Source organism: Ralstonia soli (assembly GCF_023955655.1).
Lineage (GTDB): Bacteria > Pseudomonadota > Gammaproteobacteria > Burkholderiales > Burkholderiaceae > Ralstonia > Ralstonia soli.
The window spans coordinates 388066-410015 of record NZ_JAMXHT010000003.1 but is presented as its reverse complement, the minus strand read 5'-3'; the positions used below and the strand labels follow the sequence as shown (position 1 = coordinate 410015).

Annotated in this window: 21 protein-coding genes; 20 read left to right on the top strand and 1 reads right to left on the bottom strand. The window is 63.5% G+C overall.

Translation table 11 applies throughout. From position 1 onward, the window contains the following. The first annotated feature begins 52 nt into the window (after nucleotides 1–52). The 13 genes from pheA to cysM all read left to right on the top strand — a co-directional run bounded on the left by pheA (nucleotide 53) and on the right by cysM (nucleotide 13128). Nucleotides 53–1168, top strand: a complete 1116-nt coding sequence (pheA, locus tag NG900_RS08925; protein ID WP_252679376.1) for a prephenate dehydratase — start codon at nucleotides 53–55, stop codon at nucleotides 1166–1168. Between the two features lie 66 nt (nucleotides 1169–1234). Then, entirely contained in the window at nucleotides 1235–2143 is a 909-nt protein-coding gene (locus NG900_RS08920) for a prephenate dehydrogenase (RefSeq protein WP_252679374.1), read from the top strand. Between the two features lie 25 nt (nucleotides 2144–2168). Beyond that, nucleotides 2169–3473, top strand: a complete 1305-nt coding sequence (gene aroA / locus NG900_RS08915; RefSeq protein WP_252679373.1) for a 3-phosphoshikimate 1-carboxyvinyltransferase — start codon at nucleotides 2169–2171, stop codon at nucleotides 3471–3473. A gap of 27 nt (nucleotides 3474–3500) precedes the next feature. Next, the gene (gene cmk, locus NG900_RS08910; RefSeq protein ID WP_252679371.1) at nucleotides 3501–4196 is read left to right on the top strand and encodes a (d)CMP kinase; all 696 of its coding nucleotides are present in this window, start codon (nucleotides 3501–3503) and stop codon (nucleotides 4194–4196) included. Nucleotides 4197–4331: 135 nt separating this feature from the next. Beyond that, a complete protein-coding gene (gene rpsA / locus NG900_RS08905) occupies nucleotides 4332–6020 on the top strand; it encodes a 30S ribosomal protein S1 (protein ID WP_252679370.1) in 1689 nt (562 codons plus the stop codon). Nucleotides 6021–6052: 32 nt separating this feature from the next. After that, nucleotides 6053–6481 (top strand): integration host factor subunit beta, encoded by a 429-nt coding sequence (locus NG900_RS08900; RefSeq protein WP_252679368.1) that lies wholly within the window; start codon nucleotides 6053–6055, stop codon nucleotides 6479–6481. 182 nt (nucleotides 6482–6663) lie between these two features. Continuing rightward, on the top strand, nucleotides 6664–6987 hold the full coding sequence (locus NG900_RS08895; protein WP_252679366.1) for a LapA family protein: 324 nt from the start codon (nucleotides 6664–6666) through the stop codon (nucleotides 6985–6987). A gap of 3 nt (nucleotides 6988–6990) precedes the next feature. Continuing rightward, nucleotides 6991–8265, top strand: coding sequence for a lipopolysaccharide assembly protein LapB (gene lapB, locus NG900_RS08890; RefSeq protein WP_252679364.1), 1275 nt, complete (start codon nucleotides 6991–6993; stop codon nucleotides 8263–8265). A 65-nt stretch (nucleotides 8266–8330) separates the two neighbouring features. Continuing rightward, a complete protein-coding gene (locus NG900_RS08885; RefSeq protein ID WP_252679362.1) occupies nucleotides 8331–9695 on the top strand; it encodes a UDP-glucose dehydrogenase family protein in 1365 nt (454 codons plus the stop codon). Between the two features lie 37 nt (nucleotides 9696–9732). Further along, the gene (gene rfaE1 / locus NG900_RS08880; RefSeq protein WP_252679360.1) at nucleotides 9733–10674 is read left to right on the top strand and encodes a D-glycero-beta-D-manno-heptose-7-phosphate kinase; all 942 of its coding nucleotides are present in this window, start codon (nucleotides 9733–9735) and stop codon (nucleotides 10672–10674) included. Continuing rightward, nucleotides 10671–11666, top strand: coding sequence for an ADP-glyceromanno-heptose 6-epimerase (rfaD, locus tag NG900_RS08875; RefSeq protein WP_252679358.1), 996 nt, complete (start codon nucleotides 10671–10673; stop codon nucleotides 11664–11666). Before rfaE1 ends, rfaD begins: the two co-directional genes overlap by 4 nt. A 132-nt stretch (nucleotides 11667–11798) precedes the next feature. Beyond that, on the top strand, nucleotides 11799–12116 hold the full coding sequence (locus NG900_RS08870; protein ID WP_252679357.1) for a ComEA family DNA-binding protein: 318 nt from the start codon (nucleotides 11799–11801) through the stop codon (nucleotides 12114–12116). A gap of 109 nt (nucleotides 12117–12225) precedes the next feature. Then, nucleotides 12226–13128: a cysteine synthase CysM gene (gene cysM / locus NG900_RS08865; protein WP_252679356.1), complete on the top strand. Its 903-nt coding sequence runs from the start codon at nucleotides 12226–12228 to the stop codon at nucleotides 13126–13128. 67 nt (nucleotides 13129–13195) lie between these two features. Here cysM and mltB read toward each other — a convergent pair whose 3' ends face one another. Then, a complete protein-coding gene (gene mltB, locus NG900_RS08860) occupies nucleotides 13196–14320 on the bottom strand; it encodes a lytic murein transglycosylase B (RefSeq protein WP_252679354.1) in 1125 nt (374 codons plus the stop codon). A gap of 132 nt (nucleotides 14321–14452) precedes the next feature. Here mltB and NG900_RS08855 point away from each other — a divergent pair, with 132 nt between their 5' ends. The 7 genes from NG900_RS08855 (at nucleotide 14453) to NG900_RS08825 (ending at nucleotide 21913) form a co-directional block, all read left to right on the top strand. Continuing rightward, nucleotides 14453–15376: a histone deacetylase family protein gene (locus tag NG900_RS08855; RefSeq protein ID WP_252679353.1), complete on the top strand. Its 924-nt coding sequence runs from the start codon at nucleotides 14453–14455 to the stop codon at nucleotides 15374–15376. A gap of 167 nt (nucleotides 15377–15543) precedes the next feature. Then, nucleotides 15544–16593 (top strand): methionine ABC transporter ATP-binding protein, encoded by a 1050-nt coding sequence (locus NG900_RS08850; protein WP_252679352.1) that lies wholly within the window; start codon nucleotides 15544–15546, stop codon nucleotides 16591–16593. After that, a complete protein-coding gene (locus NG900_RS08845) occupies nucleotides 16583–17236 on the top strand; it encodes a methionine ABC transporter permease (protein WP_252679350.1) in 654 nt (217 codons plus the stop codon). The genes NG900_RS08850 and NG900_RS08845 overlap by 11 nt, the downstream gene beginning before the upstream one ends. 31 nt (nucleotides 17237–17267) lie before the next feature. Continuing rightward, nucleotides 17268–18068, top strand: coding sequence for a MetQ/NlpA family ABC transporter substrate-binding protein (locus NG900_RS08840; protein WP_252679348.1), 801 nt, complete (start codon nucleotides 17268–17270; stop codon nucleotides 18066–18068). A 179-nt stretch (nucleotides 18069–18247) separates the two neighbouring features. Then, complete coding sequence (locus NG900_RS08835) at nucleotides 18248–18997, top strand: electron transfer flavoprotein subunit beta/FixA family protein (protein ID WP_252679346.1); 750 nt, start codon at nucleotides 18248–18250, stop codon at nucleotides 18995–18997. 17 nt (nucleotides 18998–19014) lie between these two features. After that, entirely contained in the window at nucleotides 19015–19950 is a 936-nt protein-coding gene (locus NG900_RS08830) for an electron transfer flavoprotein subunit alpha/FixB family protein (protein ID WP_252679344.1), read from the top strand. A gap of 178 nt (nucleotides 19951–20128) precedes the next feature. Further along, the gene (locus tag NG900_RS08825) at nucleotides 20129–21913 is read left to right on the top strand and encodes an acyl-CoA dehydrogenase (protein ID WP_252679342.1); all 1785 of its coding nucleotides are present in this window, start codon (nucleotides 20129–20131) and stop codon (nucleotides 21911–21913) included. The last annotated feature ends 37 nt before the right edge of the window (nucleotides 21914–21950 follow it).

Below are 21950 nucleotides of genomic sequence, written 5' to 3'. Positions count from 1 at the left end.
GCTTCGCGAGGCAATCTGCAATCCGCAATCCGTTGCCGAACCGATTTCTACAATGACCAGTCAGTCAGACGATACGAAACAGAACAAGGACGCCGCATTGGCGGCGGAGTTGGCGCCGCTGCGCACGCAGATCGATGCCATCGACAGCCAGCTGCTCACGCTGCTCTCGGACCGCGCCAAGGTGGCGCAGGAAGTGGGCGAGGTGAAGAAGCGCTATTCGTCGCCGGCGTTTCGGCCGGACCGCGAACTGCAGGTCATCCGCAAGATGCAGTCGAGCAATGCGGGCCCGCTGCATGACGAGAGCATCGCCGCCATCTGGCGCGAGGTGATGTCCGCCTGCCGTGGCCTGGAACAGGCGCTGCGCATCGGCTACCTCGGCCCGGCGGGCACGTTCTCCGAGCAGGCGGTGGTTGCGCATTTCGGCCACGAGATCCAGCCGATGCCGTGCCCGAGCATCGATGAGGTGTTCCGTGCGGCGGAGTCCGGCACGGTTGATTGCGGCGTGGTGCCGGTCGAGAATTCGACCGAAGGCGTGGTGTCGCGCACACTCGATCTGTTCTTGCAGACATCGCTGAAGATCAGCGGCGAGATCGCGCTACGGGTGCATCACAACTTGCTGCACAAGACGGGCGACATGTCGCAGGTAAAGGTGGTGCGCGCGCATGCGCAGGCGCTGGCGCAGTGCCAGCGCTGGCTCAACACGAACTATCCGAACCTGCCGCGCGAAGCCGTGTCGAGCAACGCCGAGGCCGCGCGCATGGCGGGTGAGGACGAAACCGTCGCCGCGCTGGCCAGCGTTCAGGCGGCCAACCGCTACGGGCTGCATGTGGTGCGGGCCAACGTGGAAGATGATCCGCACAACCGCACGCGCTTCGTCGTCATCGGCAACTACGAGACGGAGCCGAGCGGGCGCGATCACACTTCGCTGATCCTGTCGGTGCCGAATGAGGCCGGTGCGGTCTACAAGCTGTTGGCGCCCCTGGCGGACAACGGCGTGTCGATGTGCCGTTTCGAGTCGCGTCCGGCCCGCAGCGGGGCGTGGGAGTACTACTTCTACGTCGACGTGGAAGGCCATCAGCGTGACCCGCAGGTGGCGCGCGCGCTCGAAAAGCTGCGTCATGACGCGGCGTATTTCAAGGTGCTGGGGTCCTATCCCTCGGCGCACTAGCGGGAACGTCGCGCTCCGCACATCGGGCTACAATGCCGCTTTGCTTTTTTCTGGCAGGGCGGTGTTGTGGCCTCTTCTTTTTCCAGTTCCCGGTTGGTGATTGTCGGTGTCGGCCTGATTGGCGGGTCGCTTGCACTGGCGTTGCGACGCGCCGGCGTGGTCGGGCATATCGTGGGCGTCGGGCGGTCAGCTGCGTCGCTGGAGACGGCGATCCGGCTGGGCGTGATCGACGAAGCGCTGCCGATGGAAGAGGCCGTGCGTGGCGCCGACATGGTCGTGCTGTGCGCGCCCGTGGCGCAGACGCTGCCACTGCTGCTCGCCATGCAGCCGCACCTCGGCCCCGACACCATCGTCACCGATGCCGGCAGCACCAAGTCCGACGTCATCATGGCGGCCAAGACGGCGCTGGGCGATCAGGTCAGCCAGTTCGTGCCGGCGCACCCGATTGCCGGCCGAGAACTCAACGGCGTGGAGGCTGCGCTGGCCGATCTCTATGTCGGCAAGAAGGCCGTACTCTGCCCGCTGCAGGAAAACCGCCGCGCTGATGTCGAGCGTGTGCAGGCCATGTGGGAAGCGGCAGGCGCGCATTGCCACATCATGTCGGCCGTGCAGCACGACGCCGTGTTTGCCGCCGTCAGCCATCTGCCGCATGTGTTGTCGTACGCGCTGGTGGCGCAGATCATCAATGCCGAAGATGGCGCACTCAAGCTCGATTTTGCCGGCGGTGGCTTCCGCGATTTCACGCGCATCGCCGCATCGTCGCCCGAGATGTGGCGCGACATCTGCTTGTCGAACCGCGAAGCGCTGCTGCGCGAACTGAATACATATGAAGCGGTGATCGGTCGTCTGAAGACGATGATTGCCGAGCGTGATGGCGCTTCGCTTGAACGCGTGTTCCGCCGCGCGAGCGAAGCGCGCCTTGCTTGGCCGCAGCGCGTGGCCCCGGAAGGTGGCAACGGCGCGCAACCCGAATAACGTTTGTTTTGAACTGATTGGATTCATGGAACATCTCGACGTCGGTCCGCTGAAGTCTGCGCGCGGCACCATCAAGCTGCCGGGCTCGAAGAGCATCTCCAACCGCGTGCTGTTGCTGGCCGCGCTCGCGCAGGGCGAAACCGTTGTGCGCGACCTGCTTGATTCCGATGACACGCGCGTCATGCTGGATGCGCTCGGCAAGCTGGGTGTCCCGGTCGAAAACCTGGGCGAGAACGCCTACCGCGTCACCGGCACGGGCGGCCGTTTCCCGAACAAATCCGCCGATCTGTTCATGGGCAACGCCGGCACGGCCATTCGCCCGCTGACTGCCGCGCTCGCGCTGCAAGGTGGCGAGTACACGTTGCACGGCGTGCCGCGCATGCACGAGCGCCCGATCGGCGATCTGGTCGATGGCCTGCGCCAAGTCGGCGCGCGCATCGATTACACCGGCAACGAAGGCTACCCGCCGCTGGCGATCCACGCCGCACCCGTCAAGATCGACGCGCCCATCCGCGTGCGCGGCGATGTGTCGAGCCAGTTCCTGACCGCGCTGCTGATGGCGCTGCCGCTGGTGGAGTCCGCCGGCACTGTCACGATCGAAGTGGTTGGCGAGTTGATCTCCAAGCCCTACATCGAGATCACGCTGAACCTGATGGCGCGCTTTGGCGTGCAGGTAGAGCGTGACGGCTGGGCGTCGTTCACCGTTCCGACCGGCATCACGTATAAGGCGCCGGGCGAGATTTTCGTGGAAGGCGATGCTTCATCGGCATCGTACTTTCTGGCGGCCGGCGCGCTGGGCGGTGGGCCGGTGCGTGTGGAGGGGGTTGGCATGTCCAGCATTCAGGGCGACGTCCGGTTTGCCGACGCGCTCAACCGCATGGGCGCCAACGTCATGGCCGGCGCCAACTGGATCGAAGTCCGCGGTGTCGAGCGCGACGACGGCAAGCTGCACGCGGTCGAGCTGGATTGCAACCACATCCCGGACGCGGCGATGACGCTGGCCGTGGCCGCGCTGTTTGCGGACGGCACCACCACGCTCACCAACATCGCCAGCTGGCGTGTCAAGGAAACCGACCGCCTGTCCGCCATGGCGACTGAACTGCGCAAGCTCGGCGCCGAGGTGGAAGAGGGCGCTGACTACATCCGCGTGACGCCCCCGTCGCAATGGACCTCGCCCGCTGGCGGCATCGACACCTACGACGATCACCGCATGGCGATGGCGTTCTCGTTGGCCGCCTTCGGCCCGGTGCCGGTGCGCATCAACGATCCGCGCTGCGTCGCCAAGACCTTCCCGGAATATTTCACCGCGTTCGGCGGCATTACCGCCTGAGACGCAATTAACCGCCAGATTTTCATCATGTCCGACACCGTTGCTTCCACGCCGTATCCGGTCATCACCATCGACGGCCCGACCGCATCCGGCAAGGGCACGGTCGCTCATCAGGTTGCCGATTTGCTGGGTTTTCACCTGTTGGACAGCGGCTCGTTGTACCGCTTGGTGGCGCTCACCAGCATGCGTGAAAACGTCGACGATCACGACGTCGATAGCCTCGTGCGCATCGCCAGCACGCTGGATGTGCGCTTCAAGGCCGATCACATCTGGCTCAAGGGCGAAGATGTGAGCTTGGCGCTACGTCACGAATCGGTCGGCAACCAAGCTTCGGCGATTGCCGTGCATGGCGCCGTGCGAGAGGCGCTGCATGCACGTCAGCGGGCGTTCCTGGAAGCGCCCGGCCTCGTGGCCGACGGACGCGACATGGGCACCGTGGTTTTCCCTGAAGCGGTGCTCAAGGTGTTCCTTACGGCGAGCGTGCAGGCACGCGCCGAGCGGCGCTATAAACAATTGATTGCAAAGGGTTTTTCTGCTACAGTGGAAAGTCTTTCGCAGGACTTGGAAGCGCGTGATTTGCGGGATCGCACCCGCAGTGTCGCGCCGCTGCGTCCGGCGCAAGATGCGCGGCAACTGGATTCGTCCGACATGTCGGTCGATGAAGTGGTTGCGCAGGTACTGGACTGGTACCGGCAGGTGCAGGGCGCCAACAAGGCGAACTGAGCCGGCTGAACTGGTTCGATCGGTGCCGGCGGCATGTTGCTGTCGGCGGTTGTTCAACTCATAACCCCGCATACCTGTCTTCGCCCATCATCAGCGAAAGCCATGCGAGGCATGTTCTGCGGATGCCTATCTTTTATGTCCCAAACTAACGAATCTTTTGCCGCCCTGTTCGAAGAGTCGATCGCCAAGTCCAATATGAAGGCTGGCGAAGTGATCTCTGCGGAAGTTGTGCGTATCGACCACAACTTCGTCGTTGTGAACGCGGGCCTGAAGTCTGAAGCATTTGTTCCGGTCGAAGAATTCCTGAACGACCAGGGCGAGCTGGAAGTGCAAGTCGGCGACTACGTTTCGGTCGCGATCGACGCACTGGAAAACGGCTACGGCGACACCATCCTGTCGCGCGACAAGGCCAAGCGCCTGGCTTCGTGGCTGAACCTTGAGAAGGCACTGGAATCCGGCGAGATCATCTCCGGTACCGTGACCGGCAAGGTGAAGGGCGGCCTGACCGTCATGGTCAACGGTATTCGTGCATTCCTGCCGGGTTCGCTCGTCGACGTGCGTCCGATCAAGGACACCACGCCGTACGAAGGCAAGACCCTCGAATTCAAGGTCATCAAGCTGGACCGCAAGCGCAACAACGTTGTGCTGTCGCGCCGTGCCGTGGTTGAAGCCACGCTGGGCGAAGAGCGTCAGAAGCTGATGGAAACGCTCAAGGAAGGCGCGATCGTCAACGGTATCGTCAAGAACATCACCGACTACGGCGCGTTCGTGGATCTGGGTGGCATCGACGGTCTGCTGCACATCACCGACCTGGCATGGCGTCGTGTGCGTCACCCGAGCGAAGTGCTGTCGGTTGGCCAGGAAATCACCGCCAAGATCCTCAAGTTCGACCAAGAGAAGAACCGCGTCTCGCTGGGCGTCAAGCAACTGGGCGAAGATCCGTGGGTCGGCATCTCGCGTCGCTACCCGCAAGGCACCCGCCTGTTCGGCAAGGTGACCAACCTGACCGACTACGGCGCGTTCGTCGAGATCGAAGCCGGTATCGAAGGCCTGGTCCACGTGTCGGAAATGGACTGGACCAACAAGAACGTGGCGCCGTCGAAGGTTGTCCAGCTGGGCGACGAAGTGGAAGTCATGGTTCTGGATATCGACGAAGACAAGCGTCGTATCAGCCTGGGCATGAAGCAGTGCAAGGCCAACCCGTGGGACGATTTCGGTCGCAACCACAAGAAGGGCGACAAGCTGTCGGGCCAGATCAAGTCGATCACCGACTTCGGCGTGTTCATCGGTCTGCCGGGCGGCATCGACGGCCTGGTGCACCTGTCGGATCTGTCGTGGCAAGAGACTGGCGAAGAAGCCGTTCGCAAGTACAAGAAGGGCGACGAGGTGGAAGCTGTTGTGCTGGCCATCGACATCGACAAGGAACGCATCTCGCTGGGTATCAAGCAGCTGTCGGGCGACCCGTTCAACAACTTCATCTCGACCAACGACAAGGGTTCGATCGTGAACGTCACGATCAAGGCCGTTGATCCGAAGGGTGCCGTGGTGCAGCTGGCTGACGACGTGGAAGGCTACCTGCGCGCTTCGGAAATCTCGAGCGACCGCGTGGAAGACGCCCGCAACGTGCTGAAGGAAGGCGAACAGATGACCGCGATGATCGTCAACATCGATCGCAAGTCGCGCAACATCAACGTCTCCATCAAGGCGAAGGACAGCGCTGACCAGCAAGAAGCGATGCAGAAGTTCGCTGCGGATACCGGCACCGCTGGTACCACGAACCTCGGCGCGCTGCTGAAGGCCAAGCTGAACGAAACTAACCAGTAAGCATCCACGTTCGACCTGCAAGGACGCGCACGATGCCCATGACCAAGTCCGAACTCGTGGAAAAGCTGGCCGCCCGCTTTCCGCAGCTGTTGCTGCGGGATGCGGACATCGCGGTCAAGACGATCCTGGATGCGATGTCCGACGCCCTGGCAGACGGCCACCGCATCGAGATCCGCGGGTTCGGCAGCTTCGGTCTGAATCGTCGTCCGCCGCGTGTCGGTCGCAACCCCAAGTCCGGCGAGAAGGTGCTGGTGCCCGAGAAGCGGGTGCCGCACTTCAAGGCAGGCAAGGAGTTGCGCGAGCGGGTCGACCGCAGTCTGGAGCGACAAGGCGAACTCTCTTCGGAGGGTGAGCCAGCAGTGTCGCTCTCGGCTGTCAAGGCAGCCCGACAGGCTGACAGCAAACGCTCGACCGCTGGATTTTCAGCGGATATGGCGGTGCCGCTGGTCATGTCGCGGTGAGTCCTGGTCGCAAAGGTTGTTTCAGAAACGCCCCGGTTCTGCCGGGGCGTTTTTTATTGTCGCGGCACACTCGCGCACGCGCTCGCGCGTGGCTGGCCGGCGGATGAATCCGCTACAATGCGGCACAACCCGGCAATCGCGCTGCATTTGGCCATCGCACCGCCGTCCGTTTCCGAATCCGCATGAAATTTCTCGTCTGGGTCATCCGCATCCTGTTGTTTGTGCTGCTCTTCGTGCTGGCACTGCACAACACGGCGGAAGTCTCGCTCGTGCTGCCGTTTGGTGTGGTCTGGCACGCACCGCTGATCCTGATTGCGCTGGCGTTCTTCGTGGCCGGCATCCTTCTTGCCATGCTGGCGATGGCGCCGCGTGTGGTGCGGCATCGCTTTGCCGCAAGCCGCCTGCGCCGCCAGATCGGCCGTATGAAGAAGGCGGAGGAGGCCGTTGAGGCGCCTGCGGCAGTGGTCGCCGATTCCCCGTATCACGTTCCCGGCCCCAAGGTCTGACGCATGGATTTTGATCTCTGGTGGCTGTTGGCCATCCCCCTGGTGTTCGGCTTGGGTTGGGTGGCCGCGCGCCTCGATGCACGTCAGTTGCGCACCGAGCAATCGTCGCTGCCGCGCTCGTACTTCAAGGGGCTGAACTTCCTGCTCAATGAGCAGCCGGACAAGGCCATCGACGCCTTCATTGAAGTTGCCCGCCTGGACCCGGAAACTACCGAGCTGCACTTTGCGCTGGGTAGCCTGTTCCGCCGTCGCGGCGAAACTGAACGCGCGATCCGCGTGCATCAAAACCTCGTCAACCGCCCCGATCTGCCGCCCAATGAGCGCGATCATGCGCTGTATGAGCTTGGCCAGGATTTCCTGCGAGCCGGCTTGCTGGACCGCGCCGAGGAATCTCTGCGCATGTTGATGGAAGGCACATTCGCCGAGCCGGCCAAGCGCGTGCTGCTCGAGCTGTACGAAATCGAGAAGGAATGGCGCAAGGCCATTGAAGCGGCACGTGAGTTGCAGAAACTGCAGGGTAAGGATTACGCCGTCCAGATCGCACAGTTCTGCTGCGAGTTGGCGCAGGAAGCACTGCAACGCAAGGACGTGCCCGCCGCCGTGGAGTGGCTGGAACGCGCGCTGCAGGAGAACCCCAAAAACGTGCGCGCCACCATCCAACTGGGCGATGTGGCGCAAGGTCAGGGCGACGTCGAAGGCGCCATCAAGCGCTGGCGCAGCATTGAACAGCAGAATGTGGCCTTCCTGCCGCTGGTCGCCGAGCGACTGATGAAGGCGTATACGCAGCTCGGGCGTGCCGCCGAAGGGCTGGCGTGGCTGCGCTCCAAGATGGACGCCCGCCTGGGCCCGGAGTTGCTCGATACGGTCTACAAATACGAGTTGGATGTGCACGGTATCGACGATGCCGTGGCGTTGATGCGCGACCAGATTCGTCGCCAGCCATCGCTGATGGCGTTGACGCGACTGGTGGAAGCGGAGGCAACGCGTGCGTCGGAGGCGGTCAGCCATGAGGTGTCTGCTACGGCTGATGTGGCTGAGAGCGCGCTGGCCGATCCTGTCGAGGCGGGCAGCAATGCTGATATCCAGCGCGCGCAGGATCTCGGTGCCATTCGCGATCTGCTGCAAAGCCGGACGCGCAACCTGGCCCGCTATACCTGTCAGGAATGCGGTTTCCGCGCGCGCTTGTTCTATTGGCAGTGCCCGGGTTGCAACCGCTGGGAAACCTATGCACCGCGCCGTACCGAGACCCTCGGCGGCAGCGGTGGTGCCAGCATGTAATTCAGTCCGGCGTGGTGTGCTCACGTAGTCCACGTCGGCGCTTTTTCAATCTTTGAAGTGTTCGTATGAAAATCACCATCATCGGTAGCGGTTATGTCGGTCTGGTCACCGGCGCATGTCTGGCGGAACTTGGCAACGACGTGTTCTGCCTCGACGTCGACCAGAAAAAGATCGACCTGCTCAACGCCGGCGGCGTGCCCATCTACGAACCGGGCCTGAAGGAGCTGATTGAGCGCAACCGCACGGCGGGGCGCATCCAGTTTTCGACCGACGTGGCCGCCAGCGTGGCGCACGGCGATGTGCAGTTCATCGCCGTCGGCACGCCGCCCGATGAAGACGGCTCCGCTGACCTGAAGTACGTGCTGGCCGCCGCGCGCAACATCGCCCAGCACATGAATGGCTTCAAGGTGATCGTCGACAAGTCGACCGTACCGGTGGGCACTGGCGACAAGGTACGTGCAGCTGTGGCGGAAGTGCTGGCCGCGCGCGGCAAGTCGGACGTCGGCTTCTCGGTGGTGTCGAACCCTGAGTTCCTGAAAGAAGGCGCGGCGGTGGACGATTTCATGCGCCCGGACCGCATCGTGCTCGGCACGTATGGCGATGCCGACGGCCTGAAGGCCAAGTCGATGATGCGCACGCTGTACGCACCGTTCAACCGCAACCATGAACGCACCTTCTACATGGATGTGCGCTCGGCCGAGTTCACCAAGTACGCTGCCAACTCGATGCTGGCCACGCGCATCTCGTTCATGAACGAGATGGCCAACCTGGCCGACAAGGTGGGCGCTGACATCGAACTCGTGCGCCTGGGCATCGGTTCGGACCCGCGCATCGGTTACAGCTTCCTCTACGCCGGTACCGGCTACGGCGGCTCGTGCTTCCCGAAGGATGTGCAGGCGCTGGTGCGCACCGCGCAGGAGTACGGTCAGACGCTCCACGTGCTCGAAGCCGTCGAGGCCGTCAACGACAAGCAGAAGGAAGTGCTGGTCGGCAAGATCGAAGACCGCATGGGCGCGGACCTGACCGGCCGCACCTTCGCCATCTGGGGTCTGGCATTCAAGCCGAACACCGACGATATGCGGGAAGCACCGAGCCGCATCCTGATCGGGGCACTCCTGTCGCGCGGTGCACGCGTGCAGGTCTATGACCCGGTTGCGATGGAAGAGGCCCGTCATGCACTGGCGCTCGATCTTTCTGCCGAGCAACTGGAACGCGTGACGTTCTGCACTGGTCAGATGGACGCGCTCAAGGACGCCGACGCGCTGGTCATCGTGACAGAGTGGAAGGCGTTCCGCAGCCCCGACTTCAACGCCGTGAAGGCCCTGTTGAAGACGCCGATGGTGTTCGACGGCCGCAACCTGTTCGAGCCGCAAGCCATGCGCGATGCGGGCTTTGAATACCAGGCCATCGGGCGCTCCACCCAATCGTAATCGCAGTGACCTCGGCTGCTGCCGAAACTCTAGACTCATGACTACGCCCGTTTCCGAACAGATCCACGCCGCCCGCATCCTTGTGGTTGGCGACATGATGCTCGACCGCTACTGGTTTGGCGACGTCGACCGGATTTCGCCGGAAGCGCCGGTGCCTGTCGTGCAGATCAAGCGGCAGGATGAGCGTCTGGGCGGTGCTGCCAACGTGGCGCGCAACGTGGCGGCGCTCGGTGCACAGGCCGGCATGCTTGGCGTGGTTGGCGACGACGAGCCCGGCCGCAGCATCGAAACGCTGCTCGGCGAGAGCCATGTCACCGGCCACCTGCATCGCGACCCGGCCGTCAACACGACGATCAAGCTGCGGGTGCTGGCGCGCCAGCAACAGTTGATCCGCGTCGACTTCGAGAACCCGCCCACGCACGAAGTGCTGATGTCGGTGCTCGATCGTTTTGGCGCGTTGGCACCGCAGCACGACGTGGTGGTCTTGTCCGACTACGGCAAGGGCGGTCTCACCCACGTGGGCAAGATGATCGAGGTGTCCCGCCAGGCGGGCCGCCGCGTGCTGGTCGACCCGAAGGGCGACGATTATTCGCGCTACAAGGGCGCAACCATGATCACGCCCAACCGCGCCGAGATGCGCCAGGTTGTCGGCACGTGGAAGTCGGAGCAGGACCTCACCATCCGCGCACAGAATCTGCGTCGTGAGCTGCAGCTCGAAGCGCTGCTGCTCACGCGTTCGGAAGAGGGCATGACGCTCTACACCGAGCACGAGGTGCTGCACGTATCGGCCCAGGCGCGCGAGGTGTTCGACGTGTCGGGTGCGGGCGACACCGTTATCGCCACGCTGGCGACGCTGCTGGGCGCCGGCGCCAACATCAAGGAAGCCGTGCAGTACGCCAACCGCGCGGGCGGCATCGTGGTCGGCAAGCTGGGCACAGCGGTCGTCACTCACGCAGAACTTTTCTCCCAAGCATCATGACCATCATCGTTACCGGCGCGGCAGGTTTTATCGGCGCCAACATCGTCAAGGGCCTGAACGCGCGCGGCGAGACCGACATCATTGCTGTCGACAACCTCACGCGTGCCGACAAGTTCAAGAACATCGTCGACTGCCAGATCAGCGATTACCTCGACAAGACCGAGTTCGTTGAACGCTTTGCACGCGGCGAGTTCGGCAAGGTCCGCGCGATTTTCCATGAGGGCGCGTGCTCCGACACCATGGAGACCGACGGCCGCTACATGATGGAGAACAACTACCGCTACTCGCTGGCGGTGATGCGCGCGTGCTTGGACCAGGGCGTGCAGTTCCTCTATGCGTCGTCGGCGGCCACGTATGGCGCCTCGGAAACCTTCCGCGAGGAGCCCGAGTTCGAGCGCCCGCTCAACGTGTACGGCTATTCCAAGCTGCTGTTCGATCAGGTGGTACGCCGTGTCATGCCGACGGCGCTGTCGCAGATCGTCGGCTTCCGCTACTTCAACGTGTACGGCCCGCGCGAGCAGCACAAGGGGCGCATGGCGTCGGTGGCGTTCCACAACTTCAACCAGTTCCGCAGCGAAGGCACCGTCAAGCTGTTCGGCGAGTACAACGGCTACCCGCAAGGCGGCCAAATGCGGGACTTCGTGTCGGTGGAAGACGTGGTGAAGGTCAACCTGTTCTTCTTCGACAACCCGGACAAGTCGGGCATCTTCAACCTCGGCACCGGCCGCGCTCAACCTTTCAACGACATCGCCACGACGGTGGTGAATACGCTGCGTGGAGCCGAAGGCAAACCGGTGCTCTCTACTGAAGAGCTGGCACAGGAAGGCCTGATCGAATACGTGAAGTTTCCGGACGCGCTGCGCGGGAAATATCAGTGCTTTACGCAGGCGGATCAATCGCGACTGCGCGCGGCGGGCTACACGGCACCGTTCCTGACGGTGCAGGAAGGCGTCGAGCGCTACTGTCAATGGTTGCTGAAGCAGCCGGTCTGACCGATCGCCAGCAATAAGACAGCGCGTGACTTTTTGTGAGTCTGCTGCCGCATCCCGGTGATGCTCTTTAAGATGTGTCGAGACCGCCACGCCTTGTGGCGGTTTTTTTATCTCTGAACTCAGGAGGAGCACATGTTGAAGAAGCTGTTGGCCGTTGCGTTGATGTCGCTGTCCATGCTGTCGGTCTCGTGGGCGGCGGTGGATGTGAATACGGCGGACCATGCCGCGTTGGAGACGCTGTCCGGCATCGGCCCGAAGCGTTCCAAAGTCATCGTTGAAGAACGGACCAAGAACGGCCCGTACAAAGATGCCGCCGACTTCAAGGCCCGCGTGCCCGGCATTGGCGACAAGACGCTGGCCAAGCTCGAAAGCGCAGGGCTGACGTTTGGCAAGGCAGCGGCTGCGCCGGCCGCAGCGAAGAAAGACGCCAAGGATCCGAAGAAGAAGTAAGCAGTTCAGCGCAGTGACGACGCCCCGCTTGAAGCGGGGCGTTTTGCCATGTGCCGGGCAGGGCTTTCATGCTGCATTACAATGGCCTGATTCTCTTCCCGCTTGCATCATGGCTTATCTCACCATCGAAGACACCATTGGCAACACGCCGTTGGTTCAGCTCCAGCGCATCCCCGGCGAGGCCAATGCGCGCCGCGGCAATGTCATCCTCGGCAAGCTCGAGGGCAATAACCCGGCCGGCTCGGTCAAGGATCGCCCCGCGCTGTCCATGATCAAGCACGCCGAGGCGCGCGGCCGTATCAAGCCCGGCGACACGCTCATCGAAGCCACGTCGGGCAACACCGGCATTGCGCTGGCCATGACGGCCGCCATCCGCGGCTACAAGATGGTGCTGATCATGCCGGAAGACCTGTCGGTGGAACGCCGCCAGAGCATGGCGGCTTACGGCGCGGAGATCATCCTGACCCCCGTCAAGGGTGGCATGGAATACGCACGCGACCTGGCTGATGCAATGGAGAAGGAAGGCAAGGGCGTCATCCTCGACCAGTTCGCCAACCCGGACAACCCGCTCGCGCACTATGAGACCACTGGCCCGGAACTATGGCAGCAGACCGAAGGCCGCATCACCCACTTCGTTTCGGCGATGGGCACGACGGGCACCATCACCGGCGTCTCCCGCTTCCTGAAAGAGCAGAACCCGGCCGTCCAGATTGTGGGCGCGCAACCGGAAGAGGGTTCGCGCATTCCGGGCATCCGCAAGTGGCCCGAGGCGTACATGCCGAAGATCTATGATCCGAAGTTCATTGACCGCACCGAGCCCGTGAGCCAATCCGACGCCGAACACATGGCCCGTCGCATGGCGCGCGAAGAGGGCATCTTCTGCGGGATTTCGGCGGCGGGCGCACTGTGCGTGGCGCTGCGGATTGCTGAAGAAGTCGAGAACGCGACGATCGTGTTCGTGGTGTGCGATCGCGGTGACCGCTACCTGTCGACGGGCGTGTTTCCGGCCTGACGAGACTCGGCGCCGCCATGAAAAAAGCGCAGCTTCGGCTGCGCTTTTTGTTTGCGTCGGCGGCGGATCAACCCTGCATCGCCTGTCGCACGGCCTGGCCCAGTTCGTACACGGCCGCGGCGTAGAAGAAGCTGCGGTTGTAGCGCGTGAGCACGTAGAAGTTGCGCAGGCCGACGCGGTATTCGGTCGGCTGGCCGGGAGTGGGCAGGTCGATCATCAGCACATCGGTTTCCTGCTCGCGGGCGGCATCGACGCCCGGCGCCAGCGCAAGGCCCGCACGCGTGAGCTTGGACAGCGTCATGCGCGGATACGGCTGTCCGTCGGCCGCCGCCGCCGCAATGCCCTGGCTGTCCGTGTCGCCGGCGATATTCCACATCACGGGCCGGTTCGGCTCCCAGCCATGCATCTGCAGGAAACGCGCAACGCTGCCGATGGCGTCCACCGCGCTGTTGCGCAGGTCGATGTGGCCGTCCTTGTCATAGTCCACGGCGTATTCGCGGATGCTGGTCGGCATGAACTGCGGAATGCCGACCGCGCCCGCGTATGAACCCAGCACCGAGAACGCATCCGTGCCGGTGTCGCGGCACCACAGCAGGAAGTCCTTGAGCTGGTTGCGGAACATCGTGCTGCGGTCTTCGCGGTTGGGCGTGTCGGGGTAATCGAAGGCGAGTGTCGACAACGCGTCGATCACGCGGAAGTTGCCCATGTCGCGGCCGTAGATGGTCTCCACGCCCAGGATGCCGACGATCACGTCGGCCGGCACGCCGAATTCCTTCTCTGCACGGCGCAGGGTGTCGCCGTATTGCTGCCAGAACCGCACGCCGGCGCTAATGCGGATGGGCTCGATGAAGCGGCCGCGATAGGCCGTCCAGCTGCGGCGCGCGGGCGTGGCCGGCGGCAGGATCAGGCGCGCCACCGTGGCGGAATAGGCGGTGCTCGCAAACAGCGTATCGAGCGACGCGCGATCGAAGTTGTACTGGCCGACCAGCATGCCGATGAAGGCCTGCGTCTGCGGGTTGTTGCGGTAACGGTCGGGATCGATCTCTTCCTCATGCACCGCAACGCGGCGCTTGGGCGATTTGGCGGCCTTCTTGGCGGCCAGCGAGAATGCCGGGAAGGACAGCGCGGAGAGCGCGGCGCCCGCCACCAGGGCGCGCAATACGGGACGACGGGAAGAGGGCGATTGGCTCATGGGCAGGCTTCAAACGGGATCGGGGCATTGTAGCGGATGCGCCTGTCGGATCGCCTGCGCGCGCGGCGTTGTCGCATAGCCGTGCTAACGTAGCGGCTGGAGACACTGAAGCACCCGGATCACAACATCAATATGGCGACCGGCCTCTATACGCATCCCGAATTCCTCCGGCACGAGATGGGCCCGCACCATCCCGAATGCCCGGACCGCCTGCGCGCGATTGAAGACCAGCTCATCGCCAGCCGCATCGAAGATTTGCTTGTCCCGTGCGAGGCGCCGCCCGCCACTGAAGCGCAGCTGTGCCGCGTGCATCGCCCGGAATACCTGCGCGACTTGGTGGCCAGCGTGCCGATCGCAGGTTACATGCCGATCGACCCCGATACCTCGATGAACCCGCACACCTACATGGCTGCCGTGCTGGCCGCGGGTGCGGCGGTGGATGCCACCGACAAGGTCATCGCGGGCGAGCTGGAAAACGCGTTCTGCAGTGTGCGCCCGCCGGGCCACCATGCCGAACCCGGTCGCGCGATGGGCTTCTGCTTCTTTAACAACGTGGCCGTGGCGGCGCGTCACGCGCTGGAGCACCACGGTTTGCAGCGCGTGGCCATCGTCGACTTTGACGTGCATCACGGCAACGGCACCGAAGCGGCCTTCCGCGATGAGCCACGCGTGATGATGTGCAGTATCTTCCAGCACCCGTTCTATCCGTATTCGGGCACCGAGGCGGTAGCGGCCAACATGGTCAACATCCCACTGCCGGCGTACACCAATGGTCTGACGGTGCGTGAAGTGGTGGAGACGATCTGGTTGCCGCGCTTGGACGCATTCCAGCCTGAGATGCTGTTCATCTCTGCTGGCTTCGACGCACACCGCGAGGACGACCTCGGCCAGATGGGCCTGGTCGAAGCCGACTACGCCTGGATCACGCAGCAACTCATGCAACTGGCGCGCGTGCATGCCAAGGGCCGTATCGTCAGTTGTCTGGAAGGCGGCTACAACCTGAGCGCGCTGGGCCGTAGCGTGGTGGCGCACGTCAAGGCGCTGGCCGAGTTGTAGACGTGGATGATGACGAATCGCCGATGACATTCTAAAAAGTAATAAAGACATCGTTAAAGAATCGTTCCTCGCATGTAGCGGCTGCCTTACACTAGCGCCTCATTCCAAACAATAAAGAGACGGCAACGGCCTGGATTCGGGGGCGGTTGCCGTTTTTGTATGTACGCATGATTGAACTCAAGGGGATATCGCAGCACTTTCGGGGGGCGGGCGGCAACGACGTCCACGCGCTGTGCGACGTCGACCTGACCATTGACCGCGGCGAGATCTTCGGCATCATCGGCCGCAGCGGCGCAGGCAAGAGCACGCTGGTGCGCGTCATCAACCTGCTGAACCGGCCGACCGCCGGCACCGTCACCGTGGCGGGGCAGGAGCTCACTGCACTGAATGCCGACGGGCTGCGCCAGGCGCGCCGCAAGATCGGCATGATCTTCCAGCACTTCAATTTGCTGTCGTCACGCACGGTGTACGACAACGTGGCACTCCCGCTCGAATTGGCCGGTACGCCGCGCGAGCGCATCCGCGAGATCGTGCTGCCGCTGCTGGACCTCGTTGGCCTGGCCGCGTTCAAGGACCGCTATCCGGCACAACTCTCCGGCGGCCAGAAGCAGCGCGTCGGCATTGCGCGTGCGCTGGCCAGCCAGCCCGATGTGCTGCTTTGCGACGAAGCCACTTCTGCGCTGGACCCGGAGACGACGCGTTCGATCCTCGACCTGCTGCGCAAGATCAACCGCGAGCTGGGCCTGACCATCGTGCTGATCACGCACCAGATGGAAGTCATCAAGCAGGTGTGCGACCGGGTGGCGGTGCTCGATGCCGGCCGCGTGGTGGAGCTGGGCCGCGTGATCGACGTGTTCCTGAAACCGCAGAACGACGTGACGCGCGCACTCATCGGCGAGGTCATCTCGCAAGAGTTGCCGCCCTCGGTACTGGCGCGCGTGGAGAGCCGCCTCGTTGCGCGCGAGCACGGCGGGCGCGACCACCTGTTCCGTCTGGCCTTCACCGGCGCGGGCGTGGACCAGCCGGTGCTGGCCCAGGCGATCCGCCACTACGGGCTCGACTTCAACATCCTGCACGGCCATATCGACGAGATCCAGGGCCAGGCCTTCGGCTCGCTGGCGATCCTGGCCACGGGCGAAACGGCTGACATCAACAACGCAATGAATTTCCTGCGCGAACAAGGCGTCGTGGTCGAGGAGATCAACCATGTGGTCTGACCTGACCGATCTGTTTCTGCCGGCCTTCTGGGAAACGCTGGCCATGGTGGGCGTGTCCGGCGGCATCGGTGCGCTGTTTGGCGTGCCGCTGGGTGTGCTGCTGTATCTGACGGCCTCGGGTGGTGTGCTGTCGGCGCCGACGTTCAACCGCATCGCGGGCCTGATCGTCAACGCCGTGCGCTCGGTGCCGTTCATCATCCTGCTGGTGGCGGTGATTCCGTTTACGCGCCTGCTGGCGGGCTCTTCCATCGGTACTGCAGCGGCCATCGTACCGTTGACGATCGCTGCGATTCCGTTTGTCGCGCGCCTGGTGGAAACCGCGCTGCGCGAAGTGGATCGCGGCCTGATCGAAGCCGCGCAGTCGATGGGCGCGACCACCGGTCAGCTCGTCTACAAGGTGCTGCTGCCCGAGGCGATGCCTGGCATCCTCGCTGGCCTGACGATCACCTTCGTCAGCCTGGTCGGCTACTCGGCCATGGCCGGTACCATCGGCGGTGGCGGCTTGGGCGATCTGGGTATCCGCTACGGTTATCAACGCTATGAATCGGACATCATGCTGGCGGTCGTCGTCATCCTGATCGTTTTTGTGCAGGCGGTGCAATCGACGGGCGATTGGCTCGTGCGCCGCCTGAGCCATCGTTAATCATTCATCGACATCAATACGGGGGAACCTCATGAATCGTCGTCAACTGCTGCAATGGTCCGCGAGCCTCGGTGCGGCACTGGCACTGACTGCCGGGAGCGCAATGGCGCAGAGCAAGCCGATCAAGATCGGCGTGACCGCCGGCCCGCACGCCGAGATCATGGAAGAAGTGAAGAAGGTCGCCGAGAAGGAAGGCTTGAAGCTCCAGATCGTCGAGTTCAACGACTACATCCAGCCGAACGCCGCCCTGGCCGCCGGTGACTTGGACGCCAACAGCTACCAGCATCAGCCGTATCTGGACGACCAGATCGCCACGCGCGGCTACAAGTTCGTGAGCGTCGGCCAGACCATCACGTTCCCGATGGGCATCTACTCGAAGAAGATCAAGTCGCTGAAGGATCTGAAGGACGGCGCGCGCTTCGGCCTGCCAAACGACCCGACCAACGGCGGCCGCGCGCTGTTGCTGCTGCAATCGCAGGGCGTGATCAAGCTCAAGCCGAACGCCGGCTTCAAGGCCTCGCCGCGCGATGTGGCCGAGAATCCGAAGAAGCTGAAATTTGTCGAGCTGGACGCCGCCCAGCTGCCGCGTTCGCTGGATGATCTGGACGCTGCCGCCGTCAACGGCAACTACGCCGAGAAGGCCGGCCTGGACCCGACCAAGGACGGCATCGCCATCGAAAGCCCGAAGGGCCCGTACGCCAACGTGCTGGCCGTGCGCGCAGCGGACAAGGATCAGCCCTGGGTCGCCAAACTCGTGAAGGCTTACCACTCGGACGCCGTGAAGTCCTTTGTGAAGACGAAGTACAAAGACGCGGTGATCGTGGCCTGGTAAGCACTTTTACACACGGTTAGAGGGTTTTCCCCAACCGATTGCCGGACGTTTGACTGGCGTCCGGCAAATTTTCGCGGTTAAAATAGCACGACCGTTCGGAAAAATTACGCGGGCGACTGGCCCCCCTTATAATGGCCAGCGTTTTGCAAAATCGTCTTATCAATTAGTGGAGTGAGCGCATGAAAGTCCTGGTCGCAGTCAAGCGCGTGATCGATTACAACGTGAAGGTCCGCGTGAAGACGGACGGCAGCGGTGTGGATCTTGCCAACGTCAAGATGAGCATGAACCCGTTCGACGAGATCGCCGTGGAAGAGGCGGTCCGCCTGAAGGAAGCGGGCGTCGCTACCGAAGTGATCGCCGTGTCGTGCGGCCCGACGCAGTGCCAGGAAACCCTGCGCACCGCCATGGCCATCGGCGCCGACCGCGGCATCCTGGTCGAGACCAACGAAGAGCTGCAGCCGCTGGCCGTTGCCAAGCTGCTCAAGGCGCTGGTCGACAAGGAACAGCCGCAACTGATCATCCTCGGCAAGCAGGCGATTGACGACGACGCTAACCAGACCGGTCAGATGCTGGCTGCGCTGGCCGGCCTGCCGCAAGCCACGTTTGCCTCGAAGGTCGTGGTTGCCGACGGCAAGGCTTCGGTCACGCGTGAAGTAGACGGCGGTCTGGAGACCCTGTCGGTCAAGCTGCCGGCCGTGGTCACCACCGACCTGCGCCTGAACGAGCCGCGCTACGTGACGCTGCCGAACATCATGAAGGCGAAGAAGAAGCCGCTCGACACGGTCAAGCCGGAAGACCTGGGCGTGGACGTCGCTCCGCGCCTGAAGACGCTGAAGGTGGTCGAGCCCGCCAAGCGCAGCGCCGGCGTGATGGTGCCCGACGTGGCCACGCTGGTCGCCAAGCTGAAGACCGAAGCCAAAGTTATCTGAGCGCGGGGAGAACAAACATGACTGCACTCGTTATTGCTGAACACGACAACCAATCCATCAAGTCCGCGACGCTGAACACCGTGACGGCAGCCGCCCAGTGCGGCGGTGACGTCCACGTGCTGGTGGCCGGCGCTGGCTGCGGCGCTGCTGCACAGGCCGCTGCGCAAATCGCAGGCGTGACCAAGGTGCTGGTGGCCGACGCGCCCCAGTTTGCCGATGGTCTGGCCGAAAACGTCGCCGAGCAGGCCCTGGCCATTGCCGGCAACTACAGCCACATCCTGGCGCCCGCCACCGCCTACGGCAAGAACATCCTGCCGCGCGTGGCTGCCAAGCTGGACGTGGCCCAGCTGTCCGACATTACCAAGGTCGACGGCCCGGACACCTTCGAGCGCCCGATCTACGCTGGCAACGCGATTGCCACCGTGCAATCGGCCGACAAGGTGAAGGTGATTACCGTGCGTGGCACGGCATTCGACCCGGCTGCAGCGACCGGTGGCTCGGCTGCCACCGAAAACCTGACCGCCGTGGCTGACGCGGGCATCTCGCAATTCGTCTCGCGCGAAGTGACGAAGAGCGACCGCCCGGAACTGACCGCTGCCAAGATCATCGTGTCGGGTGGCCGTGGCGTGGGCTCGGGCGAGAACTACACCAAGGTGCTGACGCCGCTGGCCGACAAGCTGGGCGCCGCGCTGGGTGCCTCGCGTGCTGCAGTGGATGCCGGCTTCGTGCCGAACGACTACCAGGTCGGCCAGACCGGCAAGATCGTCGCGCCGCAGCTGTACATCGCCGTCGGTATCTCGGGCGCGATCCAGCACCTGGCCGGCATGAAGGATTCCAAGGTGATCGTGGCGATCAACAAGGATCCGGAAGCGCCGATCTTCCAGGTGGCCGACTACGGCCTCGTGGGTGATCTGAACGCTGTCGTGCCGGAGCTGGTGAGCGCATTGGGCTGATCGAACCGGGCGGCGCATCTTCCCGGTGCGCCCGAATGGACAATGCGGCCCCACGCAAAGCCGTTTCCGACCTCGTTTGGAAACGGCTTTTTTATACGCGAGCGCAAGCGTTATCAGGACGGCGCGGACACGCTGACACTTCGTCCTGATCACGTTTAACGAATGACTGGAGAGAGCCATGACCTATCAAGCCCCCGTCAAAGACATGCTGTTCGTGATGAACGAACTCGCAGGTCTGGACAACGTTGCAAAGCTGCCCGGCTTTGAAGACGCCACCGCTGACACCGCACAAGCCGTGCTGGAAGAAAGCGCACGCTTTACTGGTGAAGTCGTCGCGCCGCTCAACGTGGAAGGCGACCGCAACCCGAGCAGCTGGAAGGACGGCGTCGTTACGGCCACCGCAGGTTTCAAGGAGGCCTTCGCGCAGTTCGGCCAAGGCGGTTGGCAAGGCGTGCAGCACCCGCTGGAATACGGCGGCCAGGGCCTGCCCAAGCTGATTGCCGCTGCCTGCATCGAGATGCTGAACTCGGCCAACCTGTCGTTTGCGCTGTGCCCGCTGCTGACCGACGGCGCCATCGAGGCGCTGCTCACCGCCGGCACTGAAGCGCAGAAGCAACTGTTCGTGCCCAAGCTCATCTCGGGTGAATGGACCGGCACGATGAACCTGACCGAGCCGCAGGCCGGTTCCGACCTGGCACTCGTGCGCACGCGTGCCGAGCCGGTGGGCGACGGCACGTTCAAGATCTTCGGCACGAAGATTTTCATCACCTGGGGCGAGCACGACATGGCCGAGAACATCGTCCACCTCGTGCTGGCGCGCACGCCGGGTGCGCCGGAAGGCGTGAAGGGCATCTCGCTGTTCGTGGTGCCGAAGTTCCTCGTCAATGCAGATGGCTCGCTGGGCGCGCGCAACGACGCGCATTGCGTGTCGATCGAACACAAGCTGGGGATCAAGGCGAGCCCGACGGCGGTGCTGCAGTTTGGCGATAACGGCGGCGCCATCGGTACGCTGGTCGGCGAAGAGAATCGCGGCCTGGAATACATGTTCATCATGATGAACGCCGCGCGTTATGCCGTGGGCATGCAGGGCATCGGCGTGTCGGAGCGTGCATATCAGAAGGCCGTGGCCTATGCGCGCGAGCGCGTACAGAGCCGCCCGGTGGATGGATCCGCCGCCAAGGCCGTTGCGATCATTCATCACCCGGATGTGAAGCGCATGCTGCTGACGATGCGTGCCATGACCGAAGGCGCTCGCGCACTGGCCTACGTGGCCGCTGCCGCGTGCGATGCCGGCCACCATGCCGCCGATGATGCCGCGCGCAAGCAGAACGAAGCGCTATACGAATTCCTGGTGCCGATCGTGAAGGGCTGGAGCACCGAGATGTCGATCGACGTGACGAGCCTGGGCGTGCAGGTGCACGGCGGCATGGGCTTCATCGAAGAGACGGGCGCCGCACAGTATTACCGCGACGCGCGCATCCTGCCGATCTACGAAGGCACCACGGCGATCCAGGCCAACGACCTGATCGGCCGCAAGACGGTGCGTGATGGCGGTGCTGTGGCGCTGGGCATCTGCGCGGAAATCGCGAAGGTGGAAGCCGCGCTGGCTGCCAAGGGTGGTGCGCATTGCGATGCGATGCGTGTCCGTCTGGCCGCGGGCCGCGAGGCCATGGAATCGGTGGTGCGCTTCGTGGTCGCGCAGACCAAGGCGCAACCGAACGCCGTGTTCGCGGGCAGCGTGCCGTATCTGCGCCTGTGCGGCATCGTGCTGTCGGGCTGGCAGATGGCGCGCGCGCTGCTGGTGGCCATCGACCGCGAGAGCGAAGACCCGAACTTCTACGGCGCGAAGATCGCCACGGCGCGCGTGTTTGCGGACGTGCTGCTCACGCAGGCGCCGGGCATTGCGCAGAGCGTGCTGACCGGTGGTGAGACCATCGGCGCGGTGCCGGAAGTGCAGTTCTAAGCCGCATCGGCGGATATGAAAAAAGGGAGGCCGAAGC